The sequence below is a fragment of the Bradyrhizobium sp. IC3123 genome (assembly GCF_020193625.1).
GTDB classification, from domain to species: domain Bacteria; phylum Pseudomonadota; class Alphaproteobacteria; order Rhizobiales; family Xanthobacteraceae; genus Bradyrhizobium; species Bradyrhizobium yuanmingense.
This window is the reverse complement of sequence record NZ_JADYVF010000004.1, coordinates 358,620-373,764: the sequence shown is the minus strand read 5'-3', so window position 1 is coordinate 373,764 and position 15,145 is coordinate 358,620. Positions and strand designations below refer to the sequence as shown.

Below are 15,145 nucleotides of genomic sequence, written 5' to 3'. Positions count from 1 at the left end.
ATTGAATGCGGCCAAGTGCCGAACGCAACAGGACAAGCCGGGTGGAAACGATGAAGCGCAACAGAGCGAAGCTGTGTGCATGGCTGGTGGGCACTGCGGCCGCAATGAGCGCGAGTGGTGCCTCAGCGGCAACGCTGGCCGAAGACGCCGAGACCGTCTGCAAAGGCCTCGTCGGCGGCGCTGACGCCGTCAAGATCGATTCCGCGACCTTGCAGGCGCCATCGCAATTGGCCGTCGCCGAGCGTGGGCCGACGCCGTCGGGACGCATCACGCCGGCCAATCCGCGCTTCTGCAAGGTGCTCGGCCATATCGATCCCACCGATCCCAAGGCGCCTCCGATCAAATTCCAGGTCAACCTTCCCGTCGAATGGAACGGTCGCTCGCTGCAATATGGCGGCGGCGGCTTCAATGGTGTGCTGATCACCGGCCTTGCGCTGCCGCCGGCCTACCCCTTCGACAAGCCCTCGCCGCTGGCGCGCGGCTTCGTCACCTACGGCACCGACTCCGGCCACGAGACCAAGCAGGGCGAGCCGCCGCAGGTCTTTGCGCTGAACGACGAAGCGTTCGAGAATTTCGCCCATCGCGCCTACAAGAAGGTGCGCGACGCCGCGGTCGGGCTGATGCAGCGCGCCTACGGCAGGAAGCCGGAGAAGCTGTACTTCATGGGCTCGTCAGAGGGCGGCCGCGAAGGCCTCGCCATGGCGCAGCGCTATCCCGACGATTTCGACGGCATCTTCGCCCGTGTGCCCGTGATCAACTGGGTCGGGCTGCAGCATGCCGGCACGCGCTCGGGTCTCGTCACCATGGGCGAGGGCTGGATCAACCCGGCGCAGGTCAAGCTCGTAGGCGAGGCCGTGCGCGCGGCTTGCGACAAGGCCGACGGCTCCGACGATGCGCTGGTGCAGGATCCCGTCGGCTGCAAGGCGGCGTTCAAGGTCGAGACGCTGCGCTGCGCGGCCGGGCAGAGCGGTGACCAGTGTCTCACCGATGCACAGATCAAGGCGGTGAACACGCTGCACTCCACCTATAAATTCCCCTTCGCGCTCGCCAATGGCCTCGACGATTATCCGGGCTGGGGCGTCTCCGGCGAGGACATCCCCGCGGTCGGGCCGACCGGCGGCTGGGTCTCCTGGTGGCTCGGCACCGCGCCGCCGGCGCAGCCGCCCGCGCCGAACAACGGCATCGCCTGGATCTACGGCGCCGGCGGCATCCAATATGTCTTCGCGCGCGATCCGAAGCTCGACGTCACCACCTACAAGGTGGAAGAGCACAAGGCGCGGCTGCTCGAAGTGTCCAGCCTGATGGATTCCACCGATCCCGATCTCAGTCGGTTCCGGGCGCGGGGCGGCCGGCTGATCGTGCTCGAGCACATGGCCGACTACGCCCAGAGCCCCTATGCCGGCATCCGCTACTTCGAGAGCGTCGAGCGCAAGATGGGCAAGGCCGAGACCGCGGAGTTCGCGCGCCTCTACACCGCGCCCGGCGTCGACCATGTCGGCTCCGGCGCGCCCGCCAATGTCGATATGCTGAGCGTTCTGGTCGACTGGGTCGAGAATGGCAAAGCGCCCGGCGACCTCGAAGTCAGGGAGCAGAAGGTCGAGGCGCCGTCGTTTGCCGCGACGCGCTCGCTGCCGCTGTGCCGCTGGCCGGCCTGGCCGCACTACAAGAGCGGCCCGGTGACGGAAGCGGCGAGCTTCACCTGCGCGCCATAACCAAGAGGGCCCGTTTGACAACGCGCCTGCGTTTCACTATCTATTTCGCATGCGAAATAACGGCGCCGGCGCGCAGCACCATCGGCTGATCTACTTGCTGAGTGTCGCCCAGCGCCGGCTGCAGCGCTGGATGGCGGCGCGGCCCGAGAGCGCGGTGACGCCGGCGCAGGCGGGGCTACTGTTCATCCTTGGCAAGCAGGATGGCGTCCTGATGGGCGAGGCTGGGGCGGCGCTCGACATGGGACCGGCCGGCATGTCGGGTCTCGTCGACCGGACGGTGGCTGCGAAGCTGGTCGAGCGGCGGGCCGATCGCGAGGACGGCCGCGCCTTTCGCATCTGGCTGACGCCGAAGGGGCGCACCGCGCTGGCGCAGGCCAAGACCAGCGCGGCGGAGGTCAATGCGGCGCTGACGGAAGGTTTCACGGCCGCGGAAATCGACATCGTCGCACGCTGGCTGACGAGTATTCAGGACAAGTTTCCAAGACGTTCAGACGAATAACACGGAGCAGACTAATGACCGAGCACGTCCGGATCGAGAATAGCGGCGGAATCCTCACCCTCACGCTGGCACGTCCCGACAAGAAGAACGCGCTGACGGATGCGATGTACGGCAAGCTCGCCGACGCGATCGAATCCGCCGAGTTCGACCCGTCCGCCCGCGTGATTCTGATCCGCGGCGAGGGCGACATGTTCACCGCCGGCAACGACGTCGGCGAGTTTGCGGCGGTCGCGGCCGGCAAGTCCGAAGGCAGCCGCAACGTGGTGCGCTTTATCCAGTCGCTGGCGCGTTGCACCCGGCCGCTGGTCGCGGCCGTGCAGGGCCGTGCCGTCGGCGTCGGCACCACGATGCTGCTGCATTGCGACCTCGTCGTGCTCGCCGACAACGCGCAATTATCGACGCCGTTCGTCAGCCTCGCGTTGGTGCCTGAAGCCGCCTCCAGCCTGTTGATGCCGGCGCGCATCGGCTACGCCCGCGCCTACGAGATGTTCGCGCTTGGCGAAACCGTGCCGGCCAGGTCGGCGCTGGAATGGGGCCTCGCCAACCGTGTGGTGCCGCTCGACAAGCTGGATGCGGAAGCGCTTGCGCTGGCGCAGCGTCTCGCCCGCCAGCCGGCCGGGGCCCTCGTCGCGACCAAGCGGCTGATGCGCAACGGCGAGGCGCTGGTCGCGCAGATGCAGGCCGAAGGCGAGCAGTTTGCGCAGCGCCTGCGCACCGCCGAAGCGCGCGAGGCGTTTACGGCGTTTGCGGAGCGCCGCCCGCCGGATTTCACCAGAATAGGATAGTATTCCGAATGCGTGCAGGCTGGATCGTTTCGATTCAACTCAAACCTTAACGAAACATTGGCACGTGGCGCTGCAAGGTGGGCCCTCTCCTGAGAGTTAGGTCCCTCGACCCATGTCCATTTTTAAGAAATCGGTAAGCACGCTTCTCCTGGTCCTGATGACGCTGCTGGCGGCCGGCGCGCTGACCAGCACGGCCATCCAGATGGTCGGGGCTTTCGGCCGCTACAGCGACAGTCTGGAGACCGAGCGGCTCGCGAATGCCGACAAGTCGATCTTCCATGGCGTGGTTGCCCTGCGCAGCAATCGTGGCGATGCCCAGAGCGCCCTGCTCGGTGAGGACGATCCGCGCGCTAAGCTCGGCGTTGCCGAGAAGGCGGAACAGGCCGGCTTCGATGCCATCAGCGCGGCGCTCTCTACCGTCGAATTCGCCCGCCGCGACGAGCTCGCCAGCACGCTGAAGCAGCGCTGGAGCGAGGCCGCGCCAAAATTCCAGTTGTTCTACGACGAGGCCAAGCTGCCGCGCGCCGAGCGCAAGCTGGAGCGGACTGCGCCCTGGTACGATGCGGTCACCAAGGTGATCGAGACCGCCAATCTCGCGTCCACCGCGGTGTCGAACCGCGCCTGGATGAACGATCCTTACATCGCCCGCATGATCCAGGCCCGCCGCCTCGCCTGGCAGGTGCGCGACCGCTACGGCATCCAGTGCTCGACCCTGCGGCCGAACGTCAACGCCAGCAAGCCGCTCGACGATGCCCAGAAGCAGACCGTGGCCGGATGGAACGGCGTCGTCACCGCCGGCTGGACCGGCATGGAGGAGCTGCTGGCTGCGCCTGACGTGCCGGCCGACCTCGTCAACACGGCCAAGGAGGCGAAGGCCAAGACCGACGGCGCTCTCAAGCAGATCGGCGAGCTCACCAAGGGCTTGGATGGCAGCGGCCGTCCCGCGATGCCCGCTTCGGAATGGAACGCGTTGTGCCAGGCTCCGTTCGCCTCCATCGTCGCGGTCGCGAGCAAGGCGCTCGACCTGTCGATCGCGCACGCGGAGGCAGTTCAGGCCAAGGCCCTCACCAATCTCATCGTGCAATCCTTCGGCTTCCTGCTTGCACTGGCCGTGACTGTCGCGGGCGTGTTTGTGGTGCGCAACCGGCTGATGCGCCCGGTGCGCGCCATCCTCGACGCCATCGCCCGCATCAGCGCCCGCGACTATGCGACGCCGGTGCCGCAATCGCGGCATCCCGACGAGTTCGGCACCATGGCGGCTGCGCTCGAAAGCCTGCGCGAGAGCGCGGCGACCGCGGAGCGGCTGGGTAAGGAACGCGAATCGCAGCAGGCGCTTCAGCTCGCCCGCTCCGGCACCGTCGATGCCGCCTGCCGCAGCTTCGACGACACGGTGCAGGCGGTGATCCAGAGCGTTGCGGCCTCGACGCGGGAGCTCGACGGCACCGCTAGCGGCGTGCGCTCGCTGGTCTCGGAATCGAGCAGCCAGACCGCGGCGGTCTCCTCGGCAGCCGAGCAGGCCACCAACAATCTCGAGACCATCGCCGCCGCGACCGAGGAGCTCTCCGCATCCGTGGGCGAGATCTCCGCGCAGGTGCAGTCGAGCGCGCGCGAGGCCCGCGAGGCCGTGGCGCAGGCCGAGCAGACCAACGCGACGGTCGAGATTCTCGATCAGACGGCCAGTCGCATCGGCGAGGTCGTGAAGATGATCAACGCGATCGCGGCCCAGACCAATCTGCTGGCATTGAACGCCACCATCGAAGCCGCGCGCGCCGGCGAGGCCGGCCGCGGCTTCGCGGTGGTTGCAGGCGAGGTCAAGAGCCTTGCGGCGCAGACCGCGACGGCGACGGAAGAGATCTCGCGCCAGGTCGAGGAGATCCAAGGCGCGACCGGCCAGGCGGTCGCCGCGATCCGGTTGATCGGCGGCGCCATCGGCGGCATCGACGAGAAGATGACGGCGATTGCCGCCGCGGTCGAACAGCAGCGCGCGGCCACGACGGAGATCTCGCGCAACTTCCAGCAGGCGGCCCAGGGCACCCGCGAGGTCACCGATACCATCGGCAGCGTCGCCAGGCTCAACCAGGAGACCGGCAATGCCGGGACGGTGCTGTCGGAGTCCGTCAAGAAGATGTCGGCGGATGCCGATCGTCTTCGCGTCGCGGTCGAGGGTTTCCTGGGCGCCGTGAAGAGCGCCTGATTTTCGTACTCTTTCCATCGGACGTCGCGCGGGCATTGCCGCAGCTCGGCACTGCGGGTACATCTGTGCCGCCTCGCTCCCACGGGCGCGGCGGCAGACGCAAGACACATCAGGGATGGAGAGTTCGATGCCGGTCACCCCACACAAGGCCCAACGCCCCTATCGCGGCGTGTTCCCGGTCGCGCCCACCATCTTCGACGAGCGCGGCGAGCTCGACCTCGAGGGTCAGCGCCGCTGCATCGATTTCATGATCGATGCCGGCTCGCACGGCATTTGCATCCTCGCCAATTTCTCCGAGCAGTTCGTGCTCACCGATGCCGAGCGCGACACGGTGATGCATGCGGTGCTGGACCATGTGGCCGGCCGGGTTCCCGTGATCGTCACCACCACCCATTTCAGCTCGGCCGTATGCGCCGCGCGCAGCAAGCAGGCCGAGGCGGCCGGCGCCGCCATGGTGATGGTGATGCCGCCCTATCACGGCGCGACCTTCCGCGTCCCCGAGAAAGGCATCGTCGAATTCTTCAAGGTGCTCTCCGGCGCGATCAACATCCCGATCATGATCCAGGACGCGCCGGTTGCCGGCACGCCGCTGTCGGTCGAGTTGCTCGCGCGGCTGTCGCGCGAGTTTTCCAACATCCGCTATTTCAAGATCGAGGTGCCGGGCGCGGCCTCGAAGCTCCGCAGCCTGATCGAGGCGGGCGGCAAGGACATCGAGGGCCCCTGGGACGGCGAGGAGGCGATCACGCTGCTCGCCGATCTCGACGCCGGCGCCACCGGCGCCATGACCGGCGGCGGCTATCCCGACGGCATCCGCCAGATCATCGATCCCTATTTCGCGGGCGATCGCGAAAAGGCGAAGGCCGCCTATGAGCGCTGGCTGCCGCTGATCAACTACGAGAACCGCCAATGCGGCCTGATCGCCTGCAAGGTGATGATGCAGGCCGGCGGCGTGATCAAGTCGGAGGCGGTGCGCCATCCGCTGCAGCCGCTGCATCCGGCGACGCGCGCCGGGCTATTGGAGCTCGCCAAGGAGCGCGACGCGTTGGCGCTCAGGTGGGGGAAGTAATTCTCTCCCCCGTCATTGCGTGAAGCTGTCGTAGGGTGGGCAAAGCGAAGCGTACCCACCAACTTGCGCGCCCTCGGGAAGAGCGGTGGGCACGGCGCTTTGCGCCTTTGCCCACCCTACGAAGGCTGCGAGGAGCGACTTGTGCGCCCTCGCTCGAAATGAACGAGGGATGCCCATTTCGCCTGAAGGCGTCGAATTAGCGCGTGCCGGGCCGTTCCCCATAGCCCCGCGATGGCATAATGTACGCGCGCCAACCGGCGCCTTGCGGAGATTCTCAGGACATCGCGCAACAGCTCTTCTTTTGCCACTATCCCGAGCCAGGTTGGTGCAAACCGACAGAACAGGGAGGCAGTGCCATGACGATGAGGCCGGATCCTACCTTTCACGCCTCGCCCAAGCTTGCGATGGAAGCGCCTGCGGAGAACTTTGCTTACACCTTGCTGCTCAGTCCGGATTTCTCAAAGCCGGATGCTCTCGCGGTCATCGACGTCAAGCCGGGATCGCCGACCTATAGCCAGATCGTCCATACCGTAGCGATGCCCAACAAGGGTGATGAGTTTCATCATTTCGGCTGGAATGCTTGCTCCTCCGCCCTGTCGCCGCTCGCCGGACACGCCTTCATCGAGCGGCGCTATCTCATTATCCCCGGGCTGCGCTCGTCGCGGATCTACGTGATCGATACCAAGCCCGATCCGACGAAGGCCAAGATCCACAAGATCATCGAGCCAGAGGAGGTCTTCAAGAAGACCGGCTACTCGCGACCGCACACGATCCATTGCGGGCCAGACGGCATTTACGTGAGCACGCTGGGTGGCGGCGGCAAGGACGGCACCAACGGACCTCCGGGCGTCTTCATCATGGATTGCGAGACGTTCGAAGTTCTTGGACGATGGGAGATCGACCGTGGCCCGCAAACGCTGCATTATGATTTCTGGTGGAATCTGCCGCGCGATTACATGGTGACGAGCGAATGGGCGTTACCGCCGCAGTTCGAGAACGGGATCGTCCCGGAAGATCTGCTTGCGAACAAATATGGCCATCGTCTCCACTTCTGGGACCTTCGCGCGCGTCGCAACGTCCAGACCATCGACCTCGGCGCCAATCATCAGATGGCGCTGGAGGTGCGCCCCGCGCACGATCCGGTTCGCGAGTACGGCTTCGTTGGCGTCGTGGTCGACACCACCAACCTCGAAGCGTCGATCTGGACCTGGTGGCGCGAGGACGGAAGATTCCATGCCGAGAAGACGGCGACGATCCCTCCCGAACCCGCGCCCAAGGAGAAGCTGCCGCCGCTGCTGCAGGGATTTGGCGCCGTGCCGCCGCTGGTGACGGACATCGACCTGTCGATGGACGACCGGTTTCTCTATGTCTCGTGCTGGGGCACGGGTGAGATGCGCCAGTACGACGTCAGCGATCCCAGAAAGCCGAAGCTTGCGGGCTCAGTCCACATCGGCGGCATCGCGCGCCGCACGCCCCATCCGAACGGCAAGCCCTTTGCGGCGGGTCCGCAGATGGTCGAGATCAGCCGCGACGGCCGGCGCGTGTACTGGACCAATTCGCTCTATTCCACCTGGGACGACCAGTTCTATCCCGACGGGGTTCCGGGCGTGGAAGTCATGGCCAATGTCGGTCGGAACGGCGGCCTCGAACTCGACAAGGACTATTTCGTGAGCTTCCCCGACGGATATCGCGCGCACCAGATCAGGCTCGAGGGCGGCGATTGTTCGACGGACTCATTTTGCTACCCGTCGGTCTAGATGGGACGCAGGCGAGCCCGGCCTTTGGCTGGCTGTGGCTCGCGCTTATTGCGAGCGGTCTCTACCACGGGGTCAATCCGGGAATGGGATGGCCGCTCGCCGTTTCGGCCGGGCTCATGGACAAGAGCCCCCTCGCGCTCTTCCGTGCATTGTGGGCTCTGGCGGCCGGGCACCTCCTGGCAACACTTCTCGTGCTGCTGCCGTTCGCCTTCCTGCTCGTACTGGCCGAATGGCAGCGTCCAATCCAGATCGGTGCGAGTCTTCTCGTCATCGGCTTTGGCGTCTACCGGCTGATCGACCGGCGTCATCCGCGCGCGCTGGCACGAATTCCGCCGACGCAATTGGTGCTCTGGTCATTTGCCGTCGCCATCGCTCACGGCGCTGCCCTGATGCTCGTGCCGATCTATCTCGGGCTCTGCCAGGCCTTCGAGCTCGATGCCGGCCATCAGGCGGCGGGCGCGCTGATGACGGCAAATCTCGGGATGGCGGTGCTGGTGTCGCTGGTGCACGTTGCCGCCATGGTCGGCGCCGGCGGATGTCTGGCGTGGCTGGTCTACCGCCATCTGGGACTGAGGTTCGTCTCGCGAAGCTGGTTCAACCTGGATGCAGTCTGGGCGACCAGCCTCGTTCTGGTTGGCGCAGTGGCGCTCGCTTTCAATCTTGCGGCCTCGCGCTGAGGTCTACCGCACCAAAGCCCACTCGCCGATGATGCGAAACCGCGCCTTGGCATCATCCTGCCTGAACAGCGCAATGCGATCGATCGCGAGCGTCTCGATCCCCAGCGCCGCAAACCGTGTTCGCAGCATCTGAAGGATCGGCCCGCGCCGCTCCGCATCCAGCCGCCCCGTCAGCGTCATGTGGAAGCGGAATTCTTCCATCACGTAAGGATAGCCCCAGCGGTCGAGATAATCGCGCTGCCGCTCGCTGAGCTTCTCCGGCTTGCGCCGAGCGCGATCTTCCGCCGTCAGCGCGGCGCGAAACGGGTCGAACTCGCGAACGCAATCAGCGGCAAGTTGCTGGAGCGCTTCCATCGGCTCGGCCGGAATAACGGCAATGAAGCCGCTGATGGCATCGACCATCGGTCGGATTGCCGGGATTGGCCGTGTCTTGCCCGCGAAGGCCGCGCAGGCGGCCAGCAGCTCGGCTTCGGTCTTGCCGGGCGCCAGCGCCATCGGCGCCTTCAGCGTGGCGTGAAAGCCGTACTTGCGGGGATCGGCGCTGACCTCGCGCCAGTCGGGCGCGGCGTGCAGCGCCTGCTCTGGAAACGAAATCTCGCCGCCGCTGTAGGCGTCATAGCCGAGCAGCTCGGCGCCGAAGCGGGAGAGGGCGCTGTCGCGGCCTGCGGCATAATAGATCGCGTAGCGGGGGAAACCTGTCATTGCCTCAGCATAACCAATTTACGCCGCGACGACAGTCTCGCGCGGCGCCGCCATTGCGGTGAGCAGCCGCGTCGCGTCGGTGAGATGCACGAGCCTGCCGCCTGAGATCACCGCGATCAGCCGCGGCCGCAGCTCCACGCTGTCGTCGACGAGGAGAATGTCGGCGCGGCGTCCCTCCGCGAGCAGGCCGCGATCGGTGAGGCCGGTTGCCCGCGCCGGGCCGGCGGAGACCAAATCCCAGGCCTGAGCCAGAGGCATCACGCCATCGGCGGCCAGGCGGAACGCGGCGAGCAGCTGCGCGGGATAATAATAGTCCGACGCCAGCACCGAGCAGAGCCCCTTTGCGATCATGTCGGAGGCCCTGGTCCAGCCGGTGTGGCTGCCGCCGCGCACGACGTTCGGCGCGCCGTAGACGATGGCATCGCCGTGGCTGGCCGCTGCGCGCGCCGTCTCCTCGTTGATCGGAAACTCCGCGATCAAGGCGCCGAGCTCGCGAAAGTCCCGGCGCATCGCCGGGCTCGAATCGTCGTGCGAGAGCATCCGCACCTCGGCCCCGCGGGCCGCAGCGGCCAGGCGTGACACCGAGGCGGGCACCTCGTCGGCGCGCGAGACCACGCGCTCGACCAGCCGGTCGAATTCTTCACTCGACAGACCGGTGCGCTCCACCATGCGGTTGCGCTTGCGTGGGTTGGAGATGTCGGCAACGACGCCGTCCATATGATCGTTGAAGGCGAACAGGTCGACGCGGCCCTCGCTGAGCCACTGTGCGATCTCCGCTTCGGCATCGAGATTAAAGGTCTCGTGCCGCAGGTGGAAGCGGGTGTCGGCAGCGAACTGCGGACGCTGCCGCTCGATCGCCTCCATCAGGCCGCGCGCATTGTCGGCGCTTCGCAGGCCCGGCTCCCACGAGCAGGTCGTGGCGTGAAACACGGTGGTGATGCCGTTGCTGATCGCCTGGCGGTCGCTGTCGGCGAGCGCGACGTCGATCGGAAAGTCGACGCCGGCGCGCGGCATCATCTGGCGCTCGAAGGCATCGCCATGCAGATCGACGATGCCGGGCAGCACCAGCAGGTCACGGGCATCCAGTGCCAGCCGCGCCCGGCCGCGAGAAGCATCGACCTCTGCAATGTCTGTTCCGGAGACGATAAGAGAGGTTTCGACGAGCTCGGCGCCGATCAGGGCCCGGCCGCCTTCGATGAATATGTCTGTCACGCGACCGCGCTTCGTTTGCTGGCAGGAGAATTGGCGAGTGAGCTCGCTTTTGCTTCGTATGCCGAGAGGAAATCTTCAATCCCGAGCTTGCGGAAATTGGGCAGCGCCTCGCGCAACTTGTCGTGATCCCAGTCCCACCAAGCAAGCCTTGCGAGCCGTCCGGCGATCTCCTCCGAGAATCGCCGCCGCACGATGCGGGCCGGATTGCCGGCGACGATGCTGTAGGCCGGCACGTCCTTGGTGACGATCGCGCCGGCGGCGATCACCGCGCCGGTGCCGATGTTGCGGCCCGGCAGCACGATCGCGCCATGGCCGATCCAGACGTCATGGCCGATATGAACGTGATGCCGGCGGCGCCAGTCGAAGAACTCGAGATCGTCGCTCTCACCTTCGAAATAGGCGCTGGATCGGTAAGTGAAATGCGCCTGAGTGGCGCGATGCATCGGATGGTTGCCGGGATTGATGCGGGTCATCGCCGCGATCGAGCAGAACTTTCCGATGGTGGCGTAGGTGATCTGCGCATCGTTCACGACATAGGAATAATCGCCCATCGCGACTTCATGCAGAATCGTGCGCGCGCCGACTTCGGTGTAGGCGCCAAGCCTGGTCTCATGCAGCTTGGCCGAGGGATCGACGGTCGGCTGAACCGAAAGAGCTTTGGCGGCCATGTTGCATCCGAAGTGCGAGGGCGGGCGTCTCTCTTCGAGCGGCCGGATGACGATGTCATGACAGCGAGATGACAGGGGATGATGTGCGTAGGATGGCCGCACTGCAGCAGCGCTGTCACACAAGTGTTAAGCACGAGGGTTAGCGGTTGGCTCCAGCTACTCTGGAGCTCCTGTATGCTGGTGGTTGAAGGCCTGACGTGTCGCTTCGGCGCGAAAGCCGCGGTGGACGATGCTTCGTTTCAAGTTTCCCCCGGCGGCTTCGTCGGGGTGATCGGGCGATCCGGCGCCGGCAAGTCGACATTGCTGCGGTCCATCAACCGCCTCACCGAGCCCTCCGAAGGCCACATCCTGTTCGAAGGCGTCGACGTCACCGCGCTGCGCGGCAAGGAGCTGCGGCAGTGGCGTGCGCGGTCGGCGATGATTTTTCAGCAGTTCAACCTCGTCGGCCGGCTCGACGTCCTCACCAATGTGCTGATGGGGCGGCTGTCGACGGTGCCGACATGGCGGTCGCTGCTGCAGCTTTGGCCCGAAGAAGACAAGGCCATCGCGATGTCGGCGCTCGAGCAGTTCGACATGGCTGCCATCGCGGCCCAGCGCGCCGACCAGCTCTCGGGCGGTCAGCAGCAGCGCGTGGCGATCGCGCGGGCGCTGGTTCAGCAGCCCGACATTATCCTTGCCGACGAGCCGATCGCCTCGCTCGATCCCCGCAACACCAAGATCGTGATGGATGCGCTTCTGCGCATCAACAAGCATTTCGGTATCACCGTGCTCTGCAACCTGCATTCGCTCGATCTCGCCCGCAGCTATTGCGACCGCCTGATCGGCATGGCGGCCGGACGCGTGGTGTTCGACGGCGCGCCGGCGGCCTTGACCGATCATATCGCGCGCGAGCTGTACGATCTCGAGGCGAATGAAGTCATGGATGTTGCGCCCGCGGATGCATCGGTCGGCACAGCAGTTCCTGCCCTCCGCACGGTTGCCGTGGCCTGATCGCTGCTTCTTTAAATCGAGCCTAGCGCAGAGCCGGAACTCGACAGTTTCATAACCTTGAAATGGGAGACGTCATGATAGACCGTCGTACGATCGTTGCCGCTGCGGCGGCCCTGGCATTTTCAGTTTCAGCCGCTGCGGCGCAGGACTGGAAGGTGAAATATCCTGAGTTGATCTTCGCAAAAGTCCCCGACGAGAATGCCTCCGGCACCACCAACCGCTGGACGCCTCTGACGGAGTACCTGTCCCGCGAGCTTGGAACCAAGGTCACGCTGCGCATCGCCAACGACTACGCCGCGGTGATCGAAGGTCAGCGTGCAGGAAACATTCACATTGCGATGTACGGCCCGGCGTCCTACGCGCGTGCCTACATCATTGGCGCGAAGGTCGAACCGTTCGCGATCGAGGTGAACGGCGACGGCACCAAAGGCTATTACTCGGTTCTCTATGTCAAAAGCGATTCGAGCTACAAGGACATCAAGGACCTGCAAGGCAAGAACCTCTGCCTCGTCGATCCCAACTCGACTTCCGGCAACAACGTGCCGCGTTTCGCGATGAACAAGATGGGCATAGACCCGGAGAAGTTCTTCGCCAAGGTGGTCTACTCGGGGAGCCATGAAAACGCGGTGATCGGGCTTTCCCAGGGCACCTGCGACGCGGCGTTCAACTGGTGGAACGACGAGAAGGAATCGAACCTGCTCCGGATGGAACGGAAGGGCATGGCGAAGGCCGCGGATTTCAAGATCATCATGAAGTCCGAGCAGATCGTGAACTCGCCGATGGCCTATCTCAGCAGCCTGCCTGACGACCTCAAGGCGGCGATCAAGAAAGCAGTGCTGGAAATTGCGGTGAAGGACAAGGCGGCTTTCGACAAGATTTACGAGGGGAAGCAATTGCCCTACGTCGAGGTCGACCACAAGGCGTATGACGCCGTGATCGAACTGACCAAGTTTGTCGACAGCATTCGCAAGCAGAAATCCTGAGGGAAACGAAGGGTTGGACAAGTCGGGCAGATCGCAAGATCTGCCCGTCGGCTCTCGCGAACATCCCATGCGAACAGCAGTTCCCGAATTTCCGGAAGCCAGGCTGCGTGAGCTTGGCGATCGCTATGCGGCCGCAATTGCCGCCAAGCGCCGCCGCGTATGGCTCGGTGCCGCCGTCCTGATCGCCGTTGCCATTGCCGCGGGCTGGATGGGCGAGGTCAGTCTCGGAAATTTTGTCGAGAATTTCTGGCGCTTCCCGGCCTATTTCCTCAGCATCGCACCCAAATTTTCGTTCGCGACCGCATGGAGCGATTTGGCGGAGTGGCTGTGGGGATTGCCGCGCTGGGCACGGCTTCTCGGGGATACGTTGCTGATAGCCTATATGGGCACCCTCTCGGGTGCGCTGTGCGGTTTCGCGCTTTGCTTCCTCGCCTCGGCCAATCTCGTGAAATCAGGAACGACTGTTTTCGTCACCCGGCGCGTTCTGGAGTTTTTCAGGACCGTGCCGGAGATCGTGTTTGCCCTGATCTTCGTGCTGGCCTTTGGTCTCGGGCCGCTGCCGGGCGTTCTGGCGATTGCAATCCATACCGCCGGAGCGTTGGGCAAGCAATTCGCCGAGGTTGTCGAGAACATCGACAGCAAGCCGGTCGAAGGGGTGGCGGCAAGCGGGGGCAGCTGGGTTCAGGTCGTTCGGTTCGGCGCGTTACCTCAGGTCCTCTCGAACTTCGTGAGCTATGCCTTGCTCAGGTTCGAGATCAACGTGCGGGGCGCCGCCGTGATGGGCTTCGTCGGCGCCGGCGGGATCGGTCAGGATCTGATCGAGGCGGTTCGCAAGTTCTACTTCACCGACGTCAGCGCCATCCTGCTGCTCATCGTCCTTACCGTCATGTTGATCGACTTCCTGACGGAACGGTTGCGACACCGCCTGCTCGGGCTGGAGGGAAGCACCCGATGAGCTCCTTCAGTTTTGAAAACCGGGCCGGCATTGCCGAACGGTATCCCGACGTCTTCCGGACCGATTGGTGGCAGCGGGGAAGGATCGCAATACTCGTCGGCGGGGCGGTCGGGCTGTTCCTGTTCGGGATCGTCCAGCTCGATATTCCCTTTAATCGGCTCTCCCAGGGCATGGTCAGGCTGGGCGAATTCGTCCAGCTCATGTTGCCGCCCAGCCCGGGTTCTTGGGCGGAGGTCCTGAAATATCTGTATGCGCTCGGAGAGACGGTGTCGATCGCGTTTCTCGGCACGCTGGGTGGCGCGCTGCTCGCGCTGCCGGTATCCCTGCTGGCGGCGCGCAACGTGGTTGCAAACCGGATCATCCGCCTATTGACCCGTCGTGGCCTCGATACCATCCGTGGAGTCGATACCTTGATCTGGGCACTGATCTGGGTCGGCGTCGTGGGGCTGGGGCCGTTTGCCGGCATCCTGGCCGTGATCTGCAGCGATTTCGGAACGTTCGGCAAGCTGTTCTCGGAAGCGATCGAGGTCGCCGAGAAGAACCCCGCGGAAGGCGTTCGGTCATCGGGCGGCAACCATCTCCACAGCGTCCGCTTCGGATTGCTGCCGCAGGTGTTCCCGGTCTTGCTGAGCCAGGTGCTCTACTATTTCGAGTCGAATACGCGATCGGCGACGATCATCGGAATCGTTGGCGCTGGCGGCATTGGCCTTCAGCTTGCCGAACAGATCCGGGTGCTGGAATGGCAGAAGGTATCGTTTCTGATCCTGCTGATCCTGGTAACTGTATCGTCGATCGACTGGATTTCCGGCAAGCTGCGCTTCGCGATCATCGGCAAGCGGACGGTCGCCTAACGTCGTACTGCAGTCTTATCCGTTCCGATTGGATCGGAACGGAGCTCTGATTTTTGTTTTGACGCGTTTTCTCGACGCAAATCGTTTCCACCCC

At 64.8% G+C, this 15,145-nt stretch carries 14 protein-coding genes; 11 read left to right on the top strand and 3 right to left on the bottom strand.

Translation table 11 applies throughout. The features are described 5' to 3' along the window. Nucleotides 1–50 precede the first annotated feature (50 nt). From I6F20_RS16150 to I6F20_RS16120, 7 genes are all read left to right on the top strand, one after another. On the top strand, nt 51–1,712 hold the full coding sequence (locus I6F20_RS16150; protein ID WP_225126945.1) for a tannase/feruloyl esterase family alpha/beta hydrolase: 1,662 nt from the start codon (nt 51–53) through the stop codon (nt 1,710–1,712). A gap of 49 nt (nt 1,713–1,761) precedes the next feature. After that, the gene (locus tag I6F20_RS16145; RefSeq protein ID WP_225126944.1) at nt 1,762–2,211 is read left to right on the top strand and encodes a MarR family winged helix-turn-helix transcriptional regulator; all 450 of its coding nucleotides are present in this window, start codon (nt 1,762–1,764) and stop codon (nt 2,209–2,211) included. 14 nt (nt 2,212–2,225) lie between these two features. Then, the gene (locus tag I6F20_RS16140) at nt 2,226–2,996 is read left to right on the top strand and encodes an enoyl-CoA hydratase (RefSeq protein ID WP_036014430.1); all 771 of its coding nucleotides are present in this window, start codon (nt 2,226–2,228) and stop codon (nt 2,994–2,996) included. 112 nt (nt 2,997–3,108) lie between these two features. Next, the gene (locus I6F20_RS16135; RefSeq protein WP_225126943.1) at nt 3,109–5,190 is read left to right on the top strand and encodes a methyl-accepting chemotaxis protein; all 2,082 of its coding nucleotides are present in this window, start codon (nt 3,109–3,111) and stop codon (nt 5,188–5,190) included. Between the two features lie 127 nt (nt 5,191–5,317). Beyond that, nucleotides 5,318–6,256, top strand: a complete 939-nt coding sequence (locus I6F20_RS16130) for a dihydrodipicolinate synthase family protein (protein WP_036026912.1) — start codon at nt 5,318–5,320, stop codon at nt 6,254–6,256. A gap of 356 nt (nt 6,257–6,612) precedes the next feature. Further along, nucleotides 6,613–8,013 carry a selenium-binding protein SBP56-related protein gene (locus I6F20_RS16125; RefSeq protein ID WP_225126941.1) on the top strand — a complete coding sequence of 467 codons (1,401 nt, stop codon included), beginning with the start codon at nt 6,613–6,615 and terminating at the stop codon, nt 8,011–8,013. Between the two features lie 83 nt (nt 8,014–8,096). Beyond that, a complete protein-coding gene (locus tag I6F20_RS16120; protein ID WP_085972252.1) occupies nt 8,097–8,690 on the top strand; it encodes a hypothetical protein in 594 nt (197 codons plus the stop codon). Nucleotides 8,691–8,693: 3 nt separating this feature from the next. Here the strand turns inward: I6F20_RS16120 and I6F20_RS16115 are convergent, their stop codons facing one another. Genes I6F20_RS16115 through I6F20_RS16105 form a run of 3 tightly spaced genes read right to left on the bottom strand, consistent with a single transcriptional unit; the run spans nt 8,694 to nt 11,272 of the window. Then, the gene (locus I6F20_RS16115) at nt 8,694–9,392 is read right to left on the bottom strand and encodes a DUF1045 domain-containing protein (protein ID WP_225126939.1); all 699 of its coding nucleotides are present in this window, start codon (nt 9,390–9,392) and stop codon (nt 8,694–8,696) included. An 18-nt stretch (nt 9,393–9,410) separates the two neighbouring features. Further along, nucleotides 9,411–10,604 (bottom strand): alpha-D-ribose 1-methylphosphonate 5-triphosphate diphosphatase, encoded by a 1,194-nt coding sequence (locus I6F20_RS16110; protein WP_225126937.1) that lies wholly within the window; start codon nt 10,602–10,604, stop codon nt 9,411–9,413. After that, nucleotides 10,601–11,272, bottom strand: a complete 672-nt coding sequence (locus I6F20_RS16105; RefSeq protein ID WP_036014415.1) for an LbetaH domain-containing protein — start codon at nt 11,270–11,272, stop codon at nt 10,601–10,603. The genes I6F20_RS16110 and I6F20_RS16105 overlap by 4 nt, the downstream gene beginning before the upstream one ends. Nucleotides 11,273–11,446: 174 nt before the next feature. Here I6F20_RS16105 and phnC point away from each other — a divergent pair, with 174 nt between their 5' ends. The 4 genes from phnC to phnE (I6F20_RS16085) all read left to right on the top strand — a co-directional run bounded on the left by phnC (nt 11,447) and on the right by phnE (I6F20_RS16085) (nt 15,051). Continuing rightward, complete coding sequence (gene phnC / locus I6F20_RS16100; protein ID WP_225126935.1) at nt 11,447–12,262, top strand: phosphonate ABC transporter ATP-binding protein; 816 nt, start codon at nt 11,447–11,449, stop codon at nt 12,260–12,262. Between the two features lie 74 nt (nt 12,263–12,336). Beyond that, on the top strand, nt 12,337–13,245 hold the full coding sequence (gene phnD / locus I6F20_RS16095) for a phosphonate ABC transporter substrate-binding protein (protein ID WP_225126933.1): 909 nt from the start codon (nt 12,337–12,339) through the stop codon (nt 13,243–13,245). A gap of 67 nt (nt 13,246–13,312) precedes the next feature. After that, entirely contained in the window at nt 13,313–14,200 is an 888-nt protein-coding gene (phnE, locus tag I6F20_RS16090) for a phosphonate ABC transporter, permease protein PhnE (RefSeq protein WP_225127160.1), read from the top strand. After that, nucleotides 14,197–15,051, top strand: a complete 855-nt coding sequence (phnE, locus tag I6F20_RS16085; protein WP_225126931.1) for a phosphonate ABC transporter, permease protein PhnE — start codon at nt 14,197–14,199, stop codon at nt 15,049–15,051. The genes phnE (I6F20_RS16090) and phnE (I6F20_RS16085) overlap by 4 nt, the downstream gene beginning before the upstream one ends. Nucleotides 15,052–15,145: the final 94 nt, after the last annotated feature.

Coding starts and splice junctions, on each gene's coding strand:
- I6F20_RS16150 (WP_225126945.1), top strand. CDS start 51: ATGAAGCGCAACAGAGCGAAGCTGTGTGCATGGCTGGTGGGCACTGCG.
- phnD (WP_225126933.1), top strand. CDS start 12,337: ATGATAGACCGTCGTACGATCGTTGCCGCTGCGGCGGCCCTGGCATTT.
- phnC (WP_225126935.1), top strand. CDS start 11,447: ATGCTGGTGGTTGAAGGCCTGACGTGTCGCTTCGGCGCGAAAGCCGCG.
- I6F20_RS16125 (WP_225126941.1), top strand. CDS start 6,613: ATGACGATGAGGCCGGATCCTACCTTTCACGCCTCGCCCAAGCTTGCG.
- phnE (WP_225127160.1), top strand. CDS start 13,313: ATGCGAACAGCAGTTCCCGAATTTCCGGAAGCCAGGCTGCGTGAGCTT.
- I6F20_RS16145 (WP_225126944.1), top strand. CDS start 1,762: ATGCGAAATAACGGCGCCGGCGCGCAGCACCATCGGCTGATCTACTTG.
- I6F20_RS16120 (WP_085972252.1), top strand. CDS start 8,097: ATGGGATGGCCGCTCGCCGTTTCGGCCGGGCTCATGGACAAGAGCCCC.
- phnE (WP_225126931.1), top strand. CDS start 14,197: ATGAGCTCCTTCAGTTTTGAAAACCGGGCCGGCATTGCCGAACGGTAT.
- I6F20_RS16130 (WP_036026912.1), top strand. CDS start 5,318: ATGCCGGTCACCCCACACAAGGCCCAACGCCCCTATCGCGGCGTGTTC.
- I6F20_RS16140 (WP_036014430.1), top strand. CDS start 2,226: ATGACCGAGCACGTCCGGATCGAGAATAGCGGCGGAATCCTCACCCTC.
- I6F20_RS16135 (WP_225126943.1), top strand. CDS start 3,109: ATGTCCATTTTTAAGAAATCGGTAAGCACGCTTCTCCTGGTCCTGATG.
- I6F20_RS16115 (WP_225126939.1), bottom strand. CDS start 9,392: ATGACAGGTTTCCCCCGCTACGCGATCTATTATGCCGCAGGCCGCGAC.
- I6F20_RS16105 (WP_036014415.1), bottom strand. CDS start 11,272: ATGGCCGCCAAAGCTCTTTCGGTTCAGCCGACCGTCGATCCCTCGGCC.